This window comes from Nonomuraea candida, assembly GCF_000725485.1.
GTDB lineage: Bacteria > Actinomycetota > Actinomycetes > Streptosporangiales > Streptosporangiaceae > Nonomuraea > Nonomuraea candida.
Map to the genome: position 1 here is coordinate 15,814 of NZ_JOAG01000058.1, position 18,723 is coordinate 34,536.

The 18,723-nt window shown below is 71.4% G+C and carries 18 protein-coding genes; 9 read left to right on the forward strand and 9 right to left on the reverse strand.

Features of this window, described 5'->3' with window-relative positions; genetic code table 11:
* Positions 1–35: 35 nt before the first annotated feature.
* The 5 genes from iolC (at position 36) to IO39_RS38810 (ending at position 5,942) form a co-directional block, all read left to right on the forward strand.
* Positions 36–974 (forward strand): 5-dehydro-2-deoxygluconokinase, encoded by a 939-nt coding sequence (gene iolC / locus IO39_RS38790; RefSeq protein WP_043634842.1) that lies wholly within the window; start codon positions 36–38, stop codon positions 972–974.
* On the forward strand, positions 971–1,876 hold the full coding sequence (locus tag IO39_RS38795; RefSeq protein ID WP_043634845.1) for a Cgl0159 family (beta/alpha)8-fold protein: 906 nt from the start codon (positions 971–973) through the stop codon (positions 1,874–1,876). Before iolC ends, IO39_RS38795 begins: the two co-directional genes overlap by 4 nt.
* Before the next feature lie 55 nt (positions 1,877–1,931).
* Positions 1,932–2,774, forward strand: a complete 843-nt coding sequence (gene iolB, locus IO39_RS38800) for a 5-deoxy-glucuronate isomerase (RefSeq protein WP_043634848.1) — start codon at positions 1,932–1,934, stop codon at positions 2,772–2,774.
* Positions 2,771–4,618, forward strand: coding sequence for a 3D-(3,5/4)-trihydroxycyclohexane-1,2-dione acylhydrolase (decyclizing) (gene iolD, locus IO39_RS38805; RefSeq protein WP_043634850.1), 1,848 nt, complete (start codon positions 2,771–2,773; stop codon positions 4,616–4,618). The genes iolB and iolD overlap by 4 nt, the downstream gene beginning before the upstream one ends.
* 235 nt (positions 4,619–4,853) lie before the next feature.
* Positions 4,854–5,942: an AI-2E family transporter gene (locus tag IO39_RS38810; RefSeq protein WP_245642531.1), complete on the forward strand. Its 1,089-nt coding sequence runs from the start codon at positions 4,854–4,856 to the stop codon at positions 5,940–5,942.
* Here IO39_RS38810 and IO39_RS38815 read toward each other — a convergent pair.
* On the reverse strand, positions 5,869–6,144 hold the full coding sequence (locus IO39_RS38815) for a hypothetical protein (protein WP_043634851.1): 276 nt from the start codon (positions 6,142–6,144) through the stop codon (positions 5,869–5,871). The two genes, IO39_RS38810 and IO39_RS38815, sit on opposite strands and share 74 nt — an antisense overlap.
* A gap of 18 nt (positions 6,145–6,162) precedes the next feature.
* On the opposite strand from IO39_RS38815, the gene IO39_RS38820 reads away from it, so the two are divergent.
* Positions 6,163–6,816: an HAD-IA family hydrolase gene (locus IO39_RS38820; protein WP_043634853.1), complete on the forward strand. Its 654-nt coding sequence runs from the start codon at positions 6,163–6,165 to the stop codon at positions 6,814–6,816.
* Between the two features lie 134 nt (positions 6,817–6,950).
* On the opposite strand, the gene IO39_RS51410 is transcribed toward IO39_RS38820, so the two are convergent.
* Positions 6,951–7,475, reverse strand: coding sequence for a DivIVA domain-containing protein (locus IO39_RS51410; RefSeq protein WP_052423922.1), 525 nt, complete (start codon positions 7,473–7,475; stop codon positions 6,951–6,953).
* 115 nt (positions 7,476–7,590) lie between these two features.
* On the opposite strand from IO39_RS51410, the gene IO39_RS58290 reads away from it, so the two are divergent.
* Both IO39_RS58290 and IO39_RS38835 read left to right on the forward strand, forming a co-directional pair.
* Positions 7,591–8,625: an ABC transporter ATP-binding protein gene (locus IO39_RS58290; RefSeq protein ID WP_084774238.1), complete on the forward strand. Its 1,035-nt coding sequence runs from the start codon at positions 7,591–7,593 to the stop codon at positions 8,623–8,625.
* Positions 8,622–9,290: a hypothetical protein gene (locus IO39_RS38835; RefSeq protein ID WP_043634857.1), complete on the forward strand. Its 669-nt coding sequence runs from the start codon at positions 8,622–8,624 to the stop codon at positions 9,288–9,290. Before IO39_RS58290 ends, IO39_RS38835 begins: the two co-directional genes overlap by 4 nt.
* Before the next feature lie 183 nt (positions 9,291–9,473).
* Here IO39_RS38835 and rlmN read toward each other — a convergent pair whose 3' ends face one another.
* Positions 9,474–10,574, reverse strand: a complete 1,101-nt coding sequence (gene rlmN / locus IO39_RS38840; protein ID WP_043634860.1) for a dual-specificity RNA methyltransferase RlmN — start codon at positions 10,572–10,574, stop codon at positions 9,474–9,476.
* A 212-nt stretch (positions 10,575–10,786) separates the two neighbouring features.
* Here rlmN and IO39_RS38845 point away from each other — a divergent pair, with 212 nt between their 5' ends.
* Complete coding sequence (locus tag IO39_RS38845; protein ID WP_052423923.1) at positions 10,787–11,809, forward strand: suppressor of fused domain protein; 1,023 nt, start codon at positions 10,787–10,789, stop codon at positions 11,807–11,809.
* Between the two features lie 383 nt (positions 11,810–12,192).
* Here the strand turns inward: IO39_RS38845 and IO39_RS38850 are convergent, their stop codons facing one another.
* The 6 genes from IO39_RS38850 to IO39_RS38875 form a co-directional block, all read right to left on the reverse strand.
* Positions 12,193–13,032 (reverse strand): phosphatidate cytidylyltransferase, encoded by an 840-nt coding sequence (locus IO39_RS38850; RefSeq protein WP_043634866.1) that lies wholly within the window; start codon positions 13,030–13,032, stop codon positions 12,193–12,195.
* A gap of 130 nt (positions 13,033–13,162) precedes the next feature.
* Positions 13,163–13,720 (reverse strand): ribosome recycling factor, encoded by a 558-nt coding sequence (frr, locus tag IO39_RS38855; RefSeq protein WP_043634868.1) that lies wholly within the window; start codon positions 13,718–13,720, stop codon positions 13,163–13,165.
* Between the two features lie 43 nt (positions 13,721–13,763).
* A complete protein-coding gene (pyrH, locus tag IO39_RS38860; RefSeq protein ID WP_043634871.1) occupies positions 13,764–14,462 on the reverse strand; it encodes a UMP kinase in 699 nt (232 codons plus the stop codon).
* Between the two features lie 145 nt (positions 14,463–14,607).
* Positions 14,608–15,441 (reverse strand): translation elongation factor Ts, encoded by an 834-nt coding sequence (gene tsf, locus IO39_RS38865; RefSeq protein WP_043634874.1) that lies wholly within the window; start codon positions 15,439–15,441, stop codon positions 14,608–14,610.
* 1,075 nt (positions 15,442–16,516) lie between these two features.
* Positions 16,517–17,461 (reverse strand): 30S ribosomal protein S2, encoded by a 945-nt coding sequence (gene rpsB / locus IO39_RS38870; protein ID WP_043634877.1) that lies wholly within the window; start codon positions 17,459–17,461, stop codon positions 16,517–16,519.
* A gap of 613 nt (positions 17,462–18,074) precedes the next feature.
* A complete protein-coding gene (locus IO39_RS38875; RefSeq protein ID WP_052423924.1) occupies positions 18,075–18,686 on the reverse strand; it encodes an ArsR/SmtB family transcription factor in 612 nt (203 codons plus the stop codon).
* Positions 18,687–18,723 lie beyond the last annotated feature (37 nt).

An 18,723-nucleotide genomic window follows, 5' to 3' on the forward strand; every position in this document is an offset into this window, starting at 1 on the left:
AGTGTGGTGAATAAGCTCCATCCCTGGAGGTGCCGTTGTACGACTTGATCACCATCGGCCGCTGCGGCGTCGACGTCTATCCGTTGCAGACCGGGGTCGGCCTGGCCGACGTCGAGACCTTCGGCAAGTTCCTCGGCGGCAGCCCGACCAACGTCGCCGTCGCCGCGGCACGCCACGGGCTGCGCTCCGCCGTCATCACCGGCGTGGGCGCCGACCCGTTCGGCGACTACGTCCGCCGGGCGATCCGCGGCTTCGGCGTGGACGACGCCTTCGTGACCACCATCGAGGGCCCGGCCACGCCCGTGACGTTCTGCGAGATCTTCCCGCCCGACCACTTCCCGATCTACTTCTACCGCGGCGAGCATCCGCCCGACCTGCGGATCACCCCCGCCATGCTCGACCTGGCGGCGATCGGCGCGGCGGAGCTGTTCTGGTTCTCGCTGACCGGCCTGAGCCGGGAGCCGAGCGCCGCCGCCCACGCCGCCGCGCTCGCGGCCCGCACCTCCGGGTGGACGGTGTTCGACCTCGACTACCGGGCCACGCTGTGGGAGTCGCCCGAGGCCGCCCACGAGGCGGCGCGCCGCGTGTTGCCGCTGGCCGACGTCGCCGTGGGCAACCTGGAGGAGGTGGAGGTCGCGGTCGGCGTACGCGATCCGGAGGCGGCCGCGCGGGCCCTCCTCGACGCCGGCGTACGGATCGCGATCGTGAAAATGGGCCCGGAAGGGGTTTTCGCGCGTACCTCCGAGGAGAGCGCATTGGTGGAGCCCATGGAGGTGAAGGTGGTCAACGGGATCGGCGCGGGCGACGCCTTCGGCGGCGCCGTCTGCCTCGGACTGCGGCGCGGCTGGCCGCTGGAGCGCACGCTGCGCTTCGCCAACGCGGCGGGCGCCTTCGTGGCCGCCCGGCTGGCCTGCGCCGACGCGATGCCGACCACCGACGAGGTGGAGAGCCTGCTGAACGGGGCGCGCCCTTGAGCGACACCACGCTGTCCAGGCCGGCCGACTACGGGCGGCTCACCCACATCCGCGCCACCCGGCCTGAGGAGATCGCCGCGGCCGCGGCCCGCCGGCAGCGGCGCGGCCTGCCCGCCGAGGGCGAGCGGCTGCTGATCATCGCCGCCGACCACCCGGCCCGCGGCGCCCTGGCCGTGCGCGACCGGCCGCTGGCCATGGCCAGCCGCATCGACCTGCTCGACCGGCTGCGCCTGGCGCTGTCCAGGCCCGGCGTGGACGGCATCCTGGCCTCCCCCGACGTCCTGGAGGACCTGATCCTGCTGGGCGCGCTGGAGGGCAAGCTGGCCTTCGGCTCCATGAACCGGGGCGGCCTGCAGGGCTCGGTGTTCGAGCTGGACGACCGCTTCACGGGCTTCGACGCCGACTCCATCGACACCATGCGGCTCGACGGCGGCAAGATGCTCTGCCGCATCGACCCCACCGACCACGCCAGCGTGGCCACGCTGGAGTCGTGCGCCCGCGCGGTCAGCGAGCTGGCCCGCAGGAAGCTGGTGGCCATGGTCGAGCCGTTCTGGTCGCGCCGCTCGGAGTCGGGCGTCCTGCGCAACGACCTGTCGCCCGAGGCCGTGATCCGCTCGATCAGCGTCGCCCAGGCGCTCGGCGTGACCTCGGCCTACACCTGGCTGAAGATCCCCGCGGTGGCGGAGATGGAGCGCGTGATGGCCGCGACCACGCTGCCCGCCCTGGTGCTCGGGGGCGACCCGCCCGACATCGACGCCGCCTACGCCGACTGGCACCGCGCCCTGAGCCTGCCGGGCGTGCGCGGCCTCGTCGTCGGGCGCGCCCTGCTCTACCCACCCGACGACGACGTCGCGACCGCGGTGGACGGCGCCGCGGCGCTGGTACGAGAGGCCCGCACATGACCGAGCTCACCCTCGACGGCACCACCCCGGCCCCGCGACCGGCGAAGGAGGCCGCATGACCCACATCCCGTACGGCAAGGCCGCCGACGGGCCCTGGTCGGTCGAGATCACCCCGTCCACGGCCGGCTGGACCTACTCCGGGCTGCGCGTGGCCGACCTGACCGGCGCCCCGCTCTCCTTCCACACCGGCGAGGAGGAGATGCTCGTCCTCCCCCTGGCCGGCTCCTGCACGGTCACCCTCCCCGGCGACACGTTCGTGCTGGTCGGCCGGGCCTCGGTCTTCGACGGCCCCTCCGACTTCGCCTACCTGCCCATCGGCGCCGACGTCACCGTCGAGGGCGCGGGCCGCATCGCCTTCCCCTCGGCCCGCGCCACCCGCGCGCTGCCCCCGCGCTACGTGGCCGCCGCCGAGACGGCCGTCGAGATCAGGGGCGCCGGCCAGGCCACCCGCCAGGTCAACAACTTCTGCTCCCCCGACGCCTTCGACGGCTGCGACAAGCTCATGGCCGTCGAGGTGCTCACCCCCGGCGGCAACTGGTCCTCCTATCCCCCGCACAAGCACGACACCGAGCACCCCGGCGAGGCGGTGCTGGAGGAGATCTACTACTTCGAGGTCGCCGACCAGGGCTTCGGCTACCAGCGCGTCTACTCCTCCGAGCGCGGCCGGATCGACACCCTGGCCGAGGTCTCCTCCGGCGACGTGGTGCTCGTCCCGTACGGCTACCACGGCCCCTCCATGGCCGCCCCCGGCTACGACCTGTACTACCTCAACGTCCTGGCAGGCCCCGCCGACCAGCGCTCGATGGCGTTCTGCGACGACCCCCGCCACGCCTGGATCCGCTCCTCCTGGGACGCCCAGCCCACCGACCCCAGAGTGCCGTTCGGGAGGACCCCATGATCCGGCTGACCGTCGCGCAGGCCGTCGTGCGCTTCCTGGCCCGCCAGTGGAGCGAGCGCGACGGCGTCGAGCGCCGGTTCTTCGGCGGCTGCGTCGGCATCTTCGGCCACGGCAACGTCGCCGGCCTCGGCCAGGCGCTGGCCACCTCCACCGAGGACCTGCCCTACCGGCTCAGCCGCAACGAGCAGGCCATGGTCCACACGGCCGCCGCCTACGCGCGGGCGAGTAACCGGCTGGCCACGCTGGCCTGCACCACCTCGATCGGCCCCGGCGCCACCAACATGATCACCGGCGCGGCCGGCGCGACCATCAACCGCCTGCCCGTGCTGCTGCTGCCCGGCGACATCTTCTCCACCCGCGCCGCCAGCCCCGTCCTCCAGGAGCTGGAGGACCCGCGCTCCTACGACATCTCGGTCAACGACTGCTTCAAGCCCGTCTCCCGCTACTGGGACCGGATCAACCGCCCCGAACAGCTCCCCTCCGCGCTGCTGGCCGCCATGCGGGTGCTCACCGACCCGGCCGAGACCGGCGCGGTGACGCTGGCGCTGCCGCAGGACGTGCAGGCGGAGGCGTACGACTGGCCCGACGAGCTGTTCGCCCGCCGGGTCTGGCACATCCCCAGGCCGCGGCCCGAGCGTGCCGCCCTGGCGCGGGCCGCCGCGCTGATCGCCTCGGCCGAGCGCCCGCTCGTCGTGGCCGGCGGCGGGGCGATCTACAGCGAGGCCACCGAGCGGCTGATGGCCTTCGCCGAGGCGCTCGGGGCGCCGGTGGCCGAGACGCAGGCGGGCAAGGGCGCGCTGCCGTACGGGCATCCGCTCGCGGTCGGCGCGATCGGCGCCACGGGCACCACGGCCGCCAACGCGCTGGCCCGCGACGCCGACGTGGTCATCGGCGTCGGCACCCGCTACAGCGACTTCACCACGGCCTCCAGGACGATCTTCGCCCCCGACGCCCGCTTCGTGAACCTCAACATCACCGGCTTCGACGCCGCCAAGCTGTCCGGCCTGCAACTGGTGGCCGACGCCCGCGAGGGGCTGGCCGACCTGGCCGAGGCGTGCGCGGGCCACAGCGCGCCGGCCGCCCACCGCGAGCGCGCCGCCGAGCTGACCCGGGCGTGGGACGCCGCCGTGGACGCGGCCTACGCCGTGGAGGACACCCCCATCTCGCAGGCCGCCGTCATCGGCGCGGTCAACGCGGCGGCCGGCGACGACGGCGTGGTGGTCTGCGCGGCCGGGTCGATGCCCGGCGACCTGCACAAGCTCTGGCGGCCCAGCGGTCCCGGCAGCTACCACGTCGAGTACGGCTACTCCTGCATGGGCTACGAGATCGCCGGCGGCCTGGGCGTGAAGCTGGCGGCCCCGGAGCGCGAGGTGTTCGTGCTGGTGGGCGACGGGTCGTACCTGATGATGGCGCAGGAGCTGGTCACCGCCGTCGCCGACGGCGTCAAGCTGGTCGTGGTGCTGGTCGACAACTCCGGCTTCGCCTCCATCGGCCGCCTGTCGGAGAGCGTCGGCGCCGAGCGGCTCGGCACCGCCTACCAGCGGCGCGACGGCGGGCCGCTGCCGGTGGACCTGGCGGCCAACGCGGCCAGCCTGGGCGCCACGGTGCTGCGCCCCGAGTCGGTCGCCGACCTGCGCAAGGCCCTCGACACGGCCCGCTCGGCCGCCGAGACCACGGTGATCCACGTACGCACCGACCGGCTGGCCGACGACGTGCCCTCCTCCGAGGCGTGGTGGGACGTGCCCGTGGCGCAGGCGGCCACGACGAGCACCACGTACGCGGCGCGGGAGACGTACGAGGCGAACAAGCGCTCCCAGCGCCTCCACCTGACCCCACCCGCCTGACCCGGGCCACCCCTCCGACCGGAGAGACCCCTTGCCCGGGGGACCCCGGACCGGGCGGGTCACCCCCCGGCCGGCGAGGACCGGGCGGGGCGGGTTCTCCCCGATCAGCACCCGGGCCGGACGGGGTCACCCCCGACCAGGACCCGGGCCGGACGGGGTCACCCCGGCCGGCGAGGACCCCGGGCGGGGCAGGGTTGCCTGTGATCGGCCCGGGGAACTCCTCTGACCAGGCACGATGAGGGGGCAGGGGATGGGGCCGTGGCGGCTGCTCGGGTGGATCGCGGTCACCGCGGTGGCCTTCTTCTGCCTCTACCACCTGCGCACGGTGGTGATCTCGATCATCATCGGCGTCTTCCTCACGGCCCTGCTGCTGCCCCCGGCCCGCTGGCTGCGCTCGCGCGGGCTCGGCCGGGCGGCGGCCACCGCGATCGTCTTCGCCGGCGCCGTCCTGCTGGCCGCCGGGCTGGGCGCGCTGCTGGTGCCGCCCACCGTGGCCAGCGTCTCGGAGCTGCGGGCCAGCCTCGGCCAGGTGCTCGACGACCTGCACCGCCTGACGGCCCGGTTCGGGCTCGATGACCAGCAGATCCTCGCGCAGGCCAGGGACTACCTGTCCGACCAGGGCCGGACGATCACCACCGGCGCGCTGGCCGGGGTCAGGACCGTGGGCGAGGTGGTCGTCGGGGCGGTGCTGGCGATCATCCTGTCGATCTACTTCGTGCACGGCGGCGACCACCTCTTCCGCTGGCTGGTCGCCCTCGTGCCCGCCCCCGCCAGGACCCGCGTGACCGAGGCCGGCGACCTGGTCTTCTCGGTGATCGGCCGCTACATCCGCGGGGTCGCGATCGTGGGCCTGGTGGACGGGTTCTTCATCGGGGTCGCGCTGTGGATCCTGGGCGTGCCCATGGCGCTGCCGCTGGCGGTGCTGACGTTCGTGGGGGCGTTCCTGCCGGTGGTGGGGGCGTTCTTCGCCGGGCTGCTGGCCGCGGTGGTCGCGCTGGTGGCCAAGGGCTGGCTGGTGGCGCTGATCGTGGTGGCGGTGACGGTGGCGGTGCAGCAGATCGAGGGGCACGTCCTGGCGCCGCAGATCTACGGCCGGGCGCTCGACCTGCCGGGCGCGGTGATCCTGGTGGCGATCACGGTGGGCAGCGTGGTCGCCGGGATCACGGGCGCGTTCCTGGCTGCCCCGGTCACCTCGGTCCTCGTCGCCCTCCTGCACCATCCCCGCACCGGCCCCACCCTCGCCCCTGGCCCTACCCCCACCCCTGGCCCCAGCCCTGGCCCCAGCCCGGGGCCCAGGCCTGGCTCTGGCTCTGGCTCTGGCTGAGCATCCGGCGCAGGCGTGACGCGTACGTGACCACGCCGGCCACCTCGCCCGCCACCTCGGCGATGAAGCCGGGCAGCTTCGCCGCGTCCACCAGCTCCCCGCGGCCGAGGGCGATCACCGTGGAGTCGCCCCAGCTTCCGGTGAGCACCCGGGTGACCACGGGGAGATCGCCGGCCCCGATGGGCCGCACGGATACGGTCATGACCGTCATTATGGCTCTATGCGATGGGTCACGTTCGACTGTTACGGCACGCTGGTGGACTGGCGGCACGGCATCCTGACCAGCGCCGAGCTGATCGCCCCTGGGCAGGGGGCGCGGCTGCTGGAGGCGTACAACCGGCACGAGCAGGCCGTCCAGAGCGAGTCGCCCGCCCTGCGCTACCGCCTGGTGCTGGCCGAGGCGCTGCGCAGGGCGTGCGCGGAGGAGAAGGTGGAGCTGGGCGCGGACGACGCCTCGGTGCTGGCCGCGACGCTGCCGTACTGGCCGGTGTTCCCCGAGGTGGGGGCCGAGCTGTCGGCGCTGCGGGCGGCCGGGTGGCGGCTGGCGCTGCTGACGAACTGCGACCGCGACCTCGTCGCCGAGACGCGGCGGCGGCTGCCCGTGCCGTTCGACGCGGTGGTGACGGCCGAGGACGCCGGGGCGTACAAACCGGCGCCGGCGCACTTCGAGCTGTTCCGCGACTCCTACGAGCCGGAGGTGTGGGTGCACGTGGCCCAGAGCTACGTCCACGACCAGGTGCCCGCGCACCGGCTGGGGCTGCCGCGCGTGTGGATCAACCGGCTTGGCGAACGGCCGGCGGACGCGTCGGTCATCCAGCGCGTACAGCCCGATCTGCGCGGCCTGCTCGCGGCGGTCGAGGCAGCCCGCGCGTGATGCCGGCGACGGCGGCCGAGGCAGTCGAGCCGACCCGCGGGCGATGGCGGTGGCGGCCGAGGCCGCCCGCGGGTGATGGCGGCGACGGCGGGGCCGAGGCAGTCCCGCGCGTCATGCCCGGTGACGCGGCCGGTTCAGAGCAGTCGCTGGTCGAGGACGTCGGCGATGCCCGCGAGGAACGAGTCCACGTCCGCGATCAGATAGCCGGACCGGAACAGCACCGTCGAGAACTTCGCCTCCCTCACCTCCTTGGCCGTCACCGGGTAGTCGGTCGTGCCGCGTAACGTGGCCACGATCCGGTCGAGGAAGGCGTCGATCTCGTCCTCGTTGTAGCCCGTGCCCATGCGGCCGGGGCGGAAGGCCACGCGTTCGACCCTGGCGGCCTGGGTCTCGAACCACTCCTCGCGCAGCATCTCACCGGTCGGCTCGGTCATCGCCAGCCGGATGGGCCGCCGCGCCTGGGTCTCCAGCGCCACCACGAACGCCTCCAGCGCGAAGTCCACCGCGGTCTCCTGGTAACCGCCGCGTTTCGCGCGGAACGTGGCCGTGCGGACCTCGTCCGCGGTGACGGGCTCGACCGGGTGCGAGCCTCTGCCGAGGGTCGATTCGATCCGCCCGATCAGGGCGTCGACTTCGACGGGGTCATAGCCTGAACGCATACCCATGACCCGCGGAAAGCGGTTCAAGCCTCACTCCTCTTGAGATGTGCTGGGGTACCTCCATTGTCGGACCTTTATCCCGGCCCTGCGACCCGAGATATACCGTTACGGGATCATGCGTCTGTCCAACGTCACCTTTCGCTATCGAAGACGTGCACCCCTCGTCATCCACGACGCCGACGCCCACCTCGCCCCCGGCGACGTGATCGAGCTGACCGGCGTGAACGGAGCGGGCAAGTCGACCCTGCTCCGCCTCCTGGCGGGGCTCGCCCGGCCGAGCACGGGCACGATCACCGGCCGCCCGCCGGTGGTCGGCTTCGCCCCCGACCGCTTCCCGTCGAGCCAGCCGTTCAACGTGGCGACCTATCTGCGGCACATGTCCCGCGTACGCGGCGGCGCCCGCTGGGAGCCGTGGGCCGAGCGCCTCAACATGGGGCATCTCCTCGGCACCCGGCTGGCCGACCTGTCGAAGGGCAGCGCGCACAAGGTGGGCCTGGCCCAGGCGCTGATGGCCGATCCGGGCCTGCTGATCCTGGACGAGCCGTTCGCCGGCCTCGACGCCGACACGCGCGAAGTGCTGCCCGCGATCGCGACCGAGGTGGCGGCCCGGGGCGGCATCGTCATCGCCAGCGACCACCAGGGCGGCCTGCGCGGCCTGCCCGGCCTGCGTCACTGGTCGATGGTGGACGGCCGCCTCAAGGAGAGCACCACCACCCCCCTGACGACACCCCCGGAGCCCACCCCACCCACTCCGGCCCTCGCGCCCTCGACAACAGCGGCCCCTCCCCGAACCACCGCGCCACCGGCGGAGCCGACGAAGCCGGAGACCTCCTCGGCCGCCCAGACCACCGTGCCGGACGCATCCTCGGCCCCCCAGGCCACCGTGGCGGTCACCCTGCCCGCCGACGAGCTGCCGCGCTTCCTGGCCAGGATGCGCGACGAGGGCTACCAGGCCCGCGAGATCGACGCGGGGAACCACCGGCCCCGCACGACCGGGGACCAGCCGTACAAGACCGAGACCCACAGGACACACACGGCCGAGGACCGAGCCTGCAAAACCCGCAGGACACAGGCGACCGAGGATCGGACCTCCGAGGCCGAGACCCGCGATGAGGACCGCAGGGCCCGCACGACCGAGGTGACCGGATGATCGCCCTGACCGTCTTCCGCCTGGCCGCCTACGTCCGTTCGCACCGCGTGTACCAGGCGCTGCTCCTCACCCTGGCGATGCTGGCCATCGTCCACGGCAACCGGGCGCCGAGAGGGGCCGAGGCCGGCGTGCTGGTGGACGGCGCCATACTCCTCGTCCCCATCCTGGCCTGGGCCGCCAGAAGCCTGCTCGACACCGAGCCCGACCGGCAGCGCGAGATGTCGGCGATACAGGTGGGCGGGCGCGGCAGGGAGGTGGCGGCGGGACTGCTGGCGGCGTTCACGGCGTGCGCGGTCTTCGCGACGTCCGGCCTGCTCTGGGGCCTGCTGCTCGGAATCACCGGCTCCCCGTCGCCGGGCCTGCTCTCCGTCGCGATCCTGCTGTACGTGGTCGCCGCCCTGACCGGCACCGCCCTCGGCGCCCTCACCAGCCGCGCCATCATGCCGTCCCCGGCCTTTTCGATCATGACGCTGCTGCTGGGCTTCCTGGCGATGCTGCTGGTGAGCGCCACGTCGTTGTACTGGCTGACGGTGCCGCTCACCTCGTGGATGAAGGCCGCCAACTCCGGCGCGCTCCTCGCCCAGTTCCCCCAGCTCGCCGCGATCTCCCTGGCATGGTGCCTGGCGGGCCTGGCCGCGTACGTCTGGCTGCGCCGCAGAACCTGACCCACTCCCGTGCGGCGCGGCACGCCCCGGACCGAAACCCCGTGACCGCGCCGCCGGACAACCGCCCACGCCCGCCGAACCCGCCCACGCGCCACAGCCGGACCCGCGAACCCGTACCGAACCCCGCCGCCGAGACCCCGCCGTCGCAGCCCCTGCCGCCGGAGCCCTGCGCCGGAGCCCGCTTTACTCGGCGGCGGCGAGCTGCCCGCAGGCTCCGTCGATCTCCCGCCCCCGCGTGTCGCGCACCGTCACCGGCACGCCGTGGAACTGCAGCCGCCGCACGAACGCCCGCTCGTCCTCCGGCCGCGAGGCCGTCCACTTGGAGCCGGGCGTCGGGTTGAGCGGGATCAGGTTGACGTGCACGAGCTTGTTCTTGACCAGCTTGCCGAGCAGGTCGGCGCGCCATTCCTGGTCGTTGATGTCCTTGATCAGCGCGTACTCGATCGACACCCGCCGCTTGGTCTTGGCCGCGTACGCCCAGGCGGCGTCGAGCACCTCGGCCACCTTCCAGCGCGTGTTGATCGGCACCAGCGTGTCGCGCAGCTCGTCGTCGGGGGCGTGCAGCGACAGCGCCAGCGTCACCGGCAGCCCCTCGTCGGCGAGCTTGCCGATCGCGGGCACCAGGCCCACGGTCGAGACGGTGACGCCCCGCGCGGACATGCCCAGCCCGTGCGGCGCCGGCTCCACGAGGCGGCGGACCGCCCCGATCACCTGCTTGTAGTTGGCCAGCGGCTCGCCCATGCCCATGAACACGACGTTGCTGACGCGGCCGGGCCCGCCGGGCACCTGGCCCGCGGCCAGCTCCCGCGCGCCCGCCACGACCTGCTCGACGATTTCCGCGGTGGACATGTTGCGGGTCAGGCCCGCCTGCCCGGTGGCGCAGAACGGGCAGTTCATGCCGCAGCCGGCCTGCGACGACACGCACATCGTGACCCGGTCGGGGTAGCGCATGAGCACCGACTCCACCAGCGCGCCGTCGAACAGCCGCCACAGCGTCTTGCGGGTGGTGCCGCCGTCGGTGGTCAGCTCCTTGACCGGCGTGAGCAGGGTGGGCAGCAGCGAGGACAGCTTCTCCCTGGCTGACGCGGGCAGGTCGGTCATCGCCTGCACGTCGGTGGTGAGGCGCTCGAAGTAGTGGCGGGAGAGCTGGTCGGCGCGGAAGGCCTTCTCGCCCAGCTCGGCGACCGCCGTGCGCCGGTCGGCCATCGACAGGTCGGCCAGGTGCCGTGCGGGCTTGGCCCGCCGGGGCGCGACGAAGGTGAGCTGACCTGGAGCCTGGGACACTGTGCTGCCTTTGCTTGAGTGGTTTGCGACCAGGGTATTGAACGTTCGGGCCGGAGGGGGAATTTCCTCCCGGCGCGGAAACCCGCGCGCCCGGCCCACCGCGCCCCTTATCGTGGCTGCTAGGGGGCGCAGCGGCGGTGCCTCCGGAGATTTCTCATTCGGTCTCCGTACGACTCGCGTCTTGGTCTCCGACCGATCTACAGTCATCTCGTATGGCGATTTTTCGGTCGGCATCTGGCGAGGGTGGCACCGAGGTCGTGCTCGCCGCCGGCAACCCCTACGGGAGCCGGACGCTCGTGGTCGAGCGGGACGAGGACTCCTCGGTAGCTTACCTGTGCTCGCCCGACGGCACGGTCCACGGAGCCGTCTGGCTGGCCAACCACCGCCCCGCCCCGCCCGTCGTCGACCTGGCCCGGATCAACTCGGGCCGGCCGCCGCTGATGCCCCGGCCCAACACGCTGCATCCCGAGGGCCGCCGGCCGCTCGGCCAGCTCAGCCCGCTGTGGTTCGAGGAGGGCGACGGCGTGGCGCTCTACGAGGACGACGAGCTGCTCGCGGTCATCCCGGGCTGGGCCGACATGAGCAGGGGCATGCCGGGGTACGCGCGGGACGCGGTGGGCGAGTCGCCGTTCGCCTGGGCGCTGTCGGAGGCGCTCGAAGGGCTGCAGCCGCGCATCTCGAACGCCAGGTCCTACTGGCGCTGGCGGCACAGCGAGGGGTCGTGGCCGTCGTTCCAGCAGTTCGTGATGGGCCATCTGGACCGGGTGCTGGGGCCGGCGGGCCGCTACTGGGACGCCAGCGGCGAGCGGCTGCCCACGGTCGGCATCACCGAACGGCCCCCGCACGCCGACCGCGGCTTCACCGTGCTGTCCACGGTGGGCATGAGCTGCCAGCGCATGCCGACGGTGGAGCAGTGGATCGACAAGCCCGGCGCCTACGCGCGGATCGAGCTGGCCGTGGCCACCCGTGACGACCCGAAGGACGCGGCGCTGCTGCTGGTGTGGCTGGCGCAGTATCCGTGGCACTCGGTGACCTGGCTCGGCCACGGGCACACGGCGAAGTGGTATCACGAGCCGGCGACGTTCCCGCTGGGGCCGCAGTACTCGGGGGTTCTGATGCAGGCCAACCCACCCCACATGCCTGACATGTCCGGATTCGCATTCGGCGGGGAGATCGTCCGCTGGCTCTGGTTGTCCCCCATCACCACCCAGTCCCTGGAATCCCAGCGACACTAGCCGCCCCGCACTCCGCGACCCACCTGCCGCGTCCCGCCGGGGAACCCGAGCCCGGAGACCAGGCCCCCGGCCCAGAAGCCCCAAACCCCTGCCAGAAGCCCCTGCACCTCCGGCCAGAAGCCCGCGACTCCCGAATCAGAAGTTCCCCCACCCCCGGCCGGAAGCCCGGGACTCCCGAATCAGAAGCCCTCGGCCCCCGGCCAGAATCCCGGACCAGAAGCCCCTGCACCTCTGGCCAGAAGCCCGGGACTCCCGGATCAAAGTCCCCCACCCCCGGTCGGAAGCCCGGGACTCCCGGGCCAATAGTCCCCACCCTCGGCCCGGAAGCCGGGACTGCCGGATCAGAAGCCTCCGAACCCCGGCCGGAAGCCGGCGGTCCCGGGTCAGAAGAACAGGGTCATCAGCAGCCAGGCCGGCACCAAGGTGGTCACCAGCGAGTCCAGCCGGTCCATCAGCCCGCCGTGCCCCGGCAGGATCGTGCCCAGGTCCTTGATCCCGAGATCCCGCTTGATCATCGACTCGACCAGGTCGCCCACGGTGGCCAGCAGCGCCCCCAGCGCCCCGATCAGCGCCCCCTGCCAGATCTCCCCGCCCAGCAGCCACACCACCAGCCAGGCCCCGACCGCCGTGCACGCGACGACCGACCCGGTCAGCCCCTCCCAGGTCTTCTTCGGGCTGATCACGGTGAGCTGGTGCCTGCCGAACAACACGCCCGCGATGTAGCCGCCGATGTCGCTGGCGACGGTCACCGCGATGAAGATCAGCACCCGGTGGTCGCCGTCGTCCGGCTTGAGCAGCAGCGCCACGAACGCGCTGAGCATCGCGGGATAGAACAGCGTGAACACCGACGCCGAAGCGTCGCGTACGTACCCGTTCGTACCGTCGCTGAACATCCGCCAGATCAGCAGCACGAACGCGAAGATCGCGAACGCGGCCAGCAACCAGAGCGGCCCGCCCCAGTACGCCCCCGCCTGCATCGCCACCAGGCCGGCCAGCACGGGCACGGCCGGGACCTTGATGTCACGGGTGGCGAAGGCCTTGGTCAGCTCCAGCACGCCGACACCGACGGCGCCCACGACCACCAGGAGGAACAGCTCCTTGATCGTGTATACGGTGCCGAGGACCAGCGCGCCCAGAATGACGCCGACCGCGATGGCGGCGGGCAGGTTCCTACCGGTACGGCTGCCGCCGCTCGAGCTGGTGCCAGCCGTACGTTCTTCCACAGATTTCTCCAAGAGCCACGGCCCCCGCCATCGGCGGCGAGGGCCGTAGGTGACCCGCTACCTGTGGCGGGTCGCCCGAGCCGGCCCGCGATGCGGCCCGCCCGGCACGATCCGCCGCGCAGCGCGCCGCTCAGACCTCGAGCAGCTCGGCTTCCTTGTGCTTGAGCAGCTCGTCGATTTTGGCGACGTGCTTCTGGGTGAGGTCGTCGAGCTCCTTCTCGGCCCGCCTGACCTCGTCCTCACCCGCCTCGCCGTCCTTGATCATCTTGTCGAGGATCTCCTTGGCGGAGCGGCGGATGTTGCGAATCGACACCTTCGCGTGCTCGCCCTTGCTCCTGGCGACCTTGATGTACTCCTTGCGGCGCTCCTCGGACAGCTCCGGGAACGTCACGCGGATCACCTGACCGTCGTCGGTCGGGTTCACGCCGAGGTCGGAGTCGCGGATGGCCTTCTCGATCGCGCCCATCGAGCTCTTGTCGTACGGCTGGATGAGGACCATGCGCGCCTCGGGCACGTGGAAGGACGCCAACTGCTGGATCGGCGTCGGCGTGCCGTAGTACTCGGCGTTGATCTTGTTGAACATCGAGGGGGTGACGCGGCCCGTCCGGATGCTCGCGAAGTCCTCCTTCGCGACCGAAACGGCCTTGTCCATCTTGTCCTCGGCTTCGAGGAGGGTTTCGTCGATCACAGCGGCTCCCTGTCTTCTAGCTGGCGGTGTCGGGCTCGCTCCGTCATTTGCCTGCGGGACTCACCAGCGTGCCGATTTTCTCACCGCGTACCGCTCGCAGGATGTTGCCCTCGCCCATGAGGTCGAAGACCACGATAGGCAGATCGTTGTCCTTGCACAGGCTGATCGCGGTGGCGTCCATCACCGCGAGGTCGCGCAGCAGCACCTCGCCGTAGTCAAGGTGGTCGAATCTGACCGCGTCCGGGTTCTTGCGCGGATCGGAATCGTAGATCCCGTCCACCTGGGTGCCCTTGAGCAGCGCCTCGGCGCCGATCTCCAGGGCGCGCTGGGACGCCGCGGTGTCGGTGGAGAAGAACGGCGAGCCGAGCCCGGCGCCGAAGATGACCACGCGCCCCTTCTCGAGGTGCCTGATCGCGCGGCGCGGCAGGAACGGCTCGGCCACCTGCTGCATGGTGATGGCGGTCTGCACGCGTGTCTCCACGCCCCGCCGCTCCAGGAAGTCCTGCAGGGCCAGGCAGTTGATGACCGTGCCCAGCATGCCCATGTAGTCGGCCCTGGCCCGGTCGATGCCCCCCTGCGACAGGGTGGCGCCGCGGAACATGTTGCCGCCGCCGACCACGACCGCGACCTGCACGCCCTCCTTGACCGCCTCGGCGATCGAGTCGGCCAGGTGATCGACGACCACCGGGTCGATGCCCAGCGGCTCGCTGCCGGCGAACGCCTCTCCTGACAGCTTCAGCATCACCCGCTTCCACCTGAGGGCGCTCTGCGGGTGTTGAGATGGGGAAGCCGCCGTCCGTGTGGATTCTTGGGCTGACTCCCGGTGGTCCTGCACGGCGGCGGCCTCCTTCATTCGGTGGAACGTTGAGCTGGCAGCTTGCCTAAGCCTAAGCCTGGCCGACCTTGAAGCGGACAAAGCCGAGGACCTCGACGCCGTTCTCACCGGCGTACTTGCCCACGCTCTTCTTGTTGTCCTTCACGAAGGCCTGCTGCAGCAGCGTGAAGTCCTTGTACCAGCCGTTGACGCGACCCTCGACGATCTTGCCGATGGCGGCCTCGGGCTTGCCCTCCTCGCGGGTCATCTCCTCGAAGAGCTTGCGCTCCTTCTCGACGACCTCGGCGGGGACGGACTCCGGCTTGAGGTACTGCGGGGCCATCGCGGCAGCGTGCTGCGCGATGTCCTTGGCGACCTCGGCGTTCGGCTTGTCGAGCTGCACCAGCACGCCGACGGCCGGCGGCAGCGCCGGGTCGGTCTTGTGCATGTAGGCGCCGATGTAGCCGCCCTCCAGCACCGCGAAGCGCCGGATCTCGATCTTCTCACCCAGCGCGGCGTTGGCGACGTCGAGGTGCTCCTTGACGGTCTTGCCGTCGAAGGAGGACTCGAGCAGCGTCGCCACGTCGGCGGGCTTGGTCGCCAGCACGTGGGCGACGACCTGGGCGGCCAGCTCCTGGAAGCGCTCGCCCTTGGCCACGAAGTCGGTCTCACAGTTGATCTCGACCAGCGCGGCGGAGGAGTCACCGTCCTGCTTGAGCGCGACCAGGCCGTTGGAGGCGGTGCGAGACTCGCGCTTGCCCACGTCCTTGGCACCCTTGAGGCGCAGCAGCTCGATGGCGCGGTCGAAGTCGCCGTCCGACTCCTCGAGCGCCTTCTTGCAGTCCATCATGCCGGCAGCGGTGATCTCGCGAAGCCGCTTGACGTCGGCCATGTTCACGGAAGCCATTGCTCTTTTTCCTTGTGGGATTTCGTCGTCGTCATCGTGGATCGGGCGGGCCGCCTTGATCGGCCACCCACCCTCGTTCGTACGGCGCAGGCACGTGCCGTACAGGAGCCTTGCCTTGCCCGGGACCGGGTCAGCCCGGCTTTGCCGCTGCTTCGCTCGGCATACTGCCCAGCCTCGTCTCGGCTTACCACTCTGGCCCGGGACCATGGCGTGACGAACACCTGACCTCATCGCCTGAACGACGAGACCCGCCCTCGACACCACCACAACCGGCCGGCCGGACATTCCTGCCCGCACCATCGACACCTCCCGGCCGGGCGACGGCCAGGCATCCCTGCCCGCACCGTCCGCACCGTCCAGTCAGCCGACGGACAAGCATTTCGCCTGTGCCATCCGCACCAACCGGCCCGGCCCTAGTACTGGAGGTCCGGCGGCGTGGTCGTCCGAGGTCCAGTCGTCGTCCCCCGATCGTCACCGCCGCTTCTCCCCGGCCCGGCTTACCGCCCGGACCTCGGACCGGCAGGCCCGGCGTGCCGTCCCTGCCCGGCCGTTTGCCGAGCCGGAACGCCTGCCTTGCCTGCCGACCGCCCAAGATCCGTGGCGATCGGCCCAGTGGTTCGCCCTATTCAGCTGTCATGTCGCCTCGCCAGGCAGCACCTGGCTTTGTGGAGCCACCCGCCTCACCGAGCCGGAGCGTCCCGAACCACGCGGTCCTGGACTGCGCCCCGCCCGGCTCGCACCGATCGGACCCGCACTCACCTGACCGACGTTCAGCCCGGTTCGCAGTACTGGCTGACAGTCGGCCTGGTTCGTACGCACCTGACTGGTAACCAGCCTGACGTGCACTTACCCGGCCCGCATCCGCCCGGCCTACTCGCTGCCCGGCTTCGTCGGCCCGCTCTTACCCGGCTTCGCCGGAGCTCCACTTCGACCTGTCGTGCCCCGAGGCGACAACCGTCACCCCCGGGAACCGCAGGTCCGCCGAGCCGGTCCTTGCTCGTACCGTCCTCATCGGAGGACGGCCGGGCTCAGGACCCAGTGGACGCGGCGAACCCAGCGGCACCCTGCTGGGACGTCAGGCCTGCTGCTCGGTCTCGCCCTCGGCGGTCGCGGCCTCGGCGGGAGCGGCAGCCTCCTCGGCGGGGGCGCTCTCCTCGGCAGCGGCCTCAGGAGCAGCCGCCTCGGGAGCAGCGGCCTCGGCAGGAGCAGCCTCGGCGGGAGCGGCCTCGTCGGCCGCGCGCTCACCGGTGCCCTGCTCGATGAGCTCGCGCTCCCACTCGGCCAGCGGCTCGGCGGCGGCCGGCTTCTCGTCACCGCGGGCGGCGCCGGAGCGAGCCATCAGACCGGCCGCGACACCGTCGGCGACGACCCTGGTCAGCAGGCCGACGGCGCGGATGGCGTCGTCGTTGCCCGGGATCGGGTAGTCGACCTCGTCGGGGTCGCAGTTGGTGTCGAGGATCGCGACGACAGGGATGCCAAGCTTCTTGGCCTCGCTGATCGCGATGTGCTCCTTCTTGGTGTCGACGACCCACACGGCGCTGGGCACACGGCCCATGTCACGGATGCCGCCGAGCGTACGCTCAAGCTTGTCCTTCTCACGACGGCGCATGAGGAGCTCCTTCTTGGTGAGCCCCGAGCCCGCGACGTTGTCGAAGTCGAGCTCCTCGAGCTCCTTCAGACGCTGCAGCCTCTTGTGCACGGTGGAGAAGTTGGTGAGCATGCCACCCAGCCAGCGCTGGTTGACATACGGCATGCCGACGCGGGCGGCCTGCTCGGAGATGGCCTCCTGAGCCTGCTTCTTCGTGCCGATGAACAGGATCGTGCCGCCGTGAGCGACGGTCTCCTTCACGAAGTCGTAGGCGCGGTCGATGTACGACAGCGACTTCTGAAGGTCGATGATGTAAATGCCGTTGCGCTCGGTGAAGATGAAGCGCTTCATCTTCGGGTTCCAGCGCCGAGTCTGGTGACCGAAGTGAACGCCACTCTCGAGCAGCTGTCGCATGGTGACGACGGGGGCCATGTGCTGGTCCTCCAGGTCTTGGCGCCCTGCGGATGGGCGCGGTTCTCGGTTGTGCCGCGGCAGCGCGTTGTCTACCGCCCTGATGCCCCGAACCCGCTCCCGCCGGACATGTAGCCCGGACCGATGGCGCGGTCCGCAATGGGGCATGCGAAGTCGGCCTGTGGTCACAGGCCACCGAAAAGTCTACCTCCCACACCGCCCCAGGCTGACCGTCTACGGTCAAACGGACATCCATCCCCTCTGCGACAACACCCCTCACTCCACCGCACACCTCCCCACCATCCACCAAGCGCCTCTCCACCGATCACCAGCCGGCCCGCCGAACCACCTCCCCACCAATCAGCAACGGCCCATCCCCTACGTCCGCCAACCACCTTTGGCGCCCACCAACCGCCTCCCCACGATCCACCGCCCGCGTGCCCCGGCGTTCACCAGTCGCCTTCTCGGCATCCGCCAACCGTCTCCCCCACCGTCCACCGAGTTCCGACGCACCCCTCGCGCACCCGACAACCGCAGGCCGGACCGAGCGCGCCGCACTCAGGCAGCCCAGGCGCTCGCAGATCCGCATGGCCGCCGCCGGCTCCCCACGAATCCCCCGAGGCGGGAGATCACCTCAGGCGTCGTGATCCTCGGTGGGCAGCCCCGGAACCACCCTCGCCACCACCGGAAACAGGTTCACCTGCGCTTCGACGACCCTGGCCCCCTCAGGCGCGGTCTTCTCCCCACGACGCTGGGCGAGGTACGGCTCGATCAACTCCACGATCTCCTCGTTCAGCTTCGCCAGCTCCTCGGCGTCGAGCCGCAGCCGATACCGGCCGAACACCGTCGCGTCTCGCCACTCCTCGGACTCCGCGTCAAGGTTCGCCAGAGCCCGTTCCGCCTCCTCGTTGCCATCTCGCCGAAACGCGCTGATCAGCAGAACCTTCGCCGCCCGAACCTCGGGCTGATCTCCAGGCTCGACCCCGACGCTGAGCGGCTTGTCCACCGCCTGCCAGACCCGTTCCCTGCCATCTCCCCGGGCCGGCGCGTCCTCCACGAACCCGTACTTGGCCAACATCCGCAAGTGGTAGCTGGCAGCGCTGGGCGTGATCCCGGCGATCTCGGCCACTTCGGTAGCGGTGGCACTCCCGTTCACGCGAAGCCTGTCAAGGATCATCAGCCTCGCCGGATGGGCCAGCGCCCGCATCGCTTTGGGATCACTGAGCCCTTCACTGTCCCGCGTCATGCGCCAAACGTACCCATCTTCCGATCTGAAGCATTGC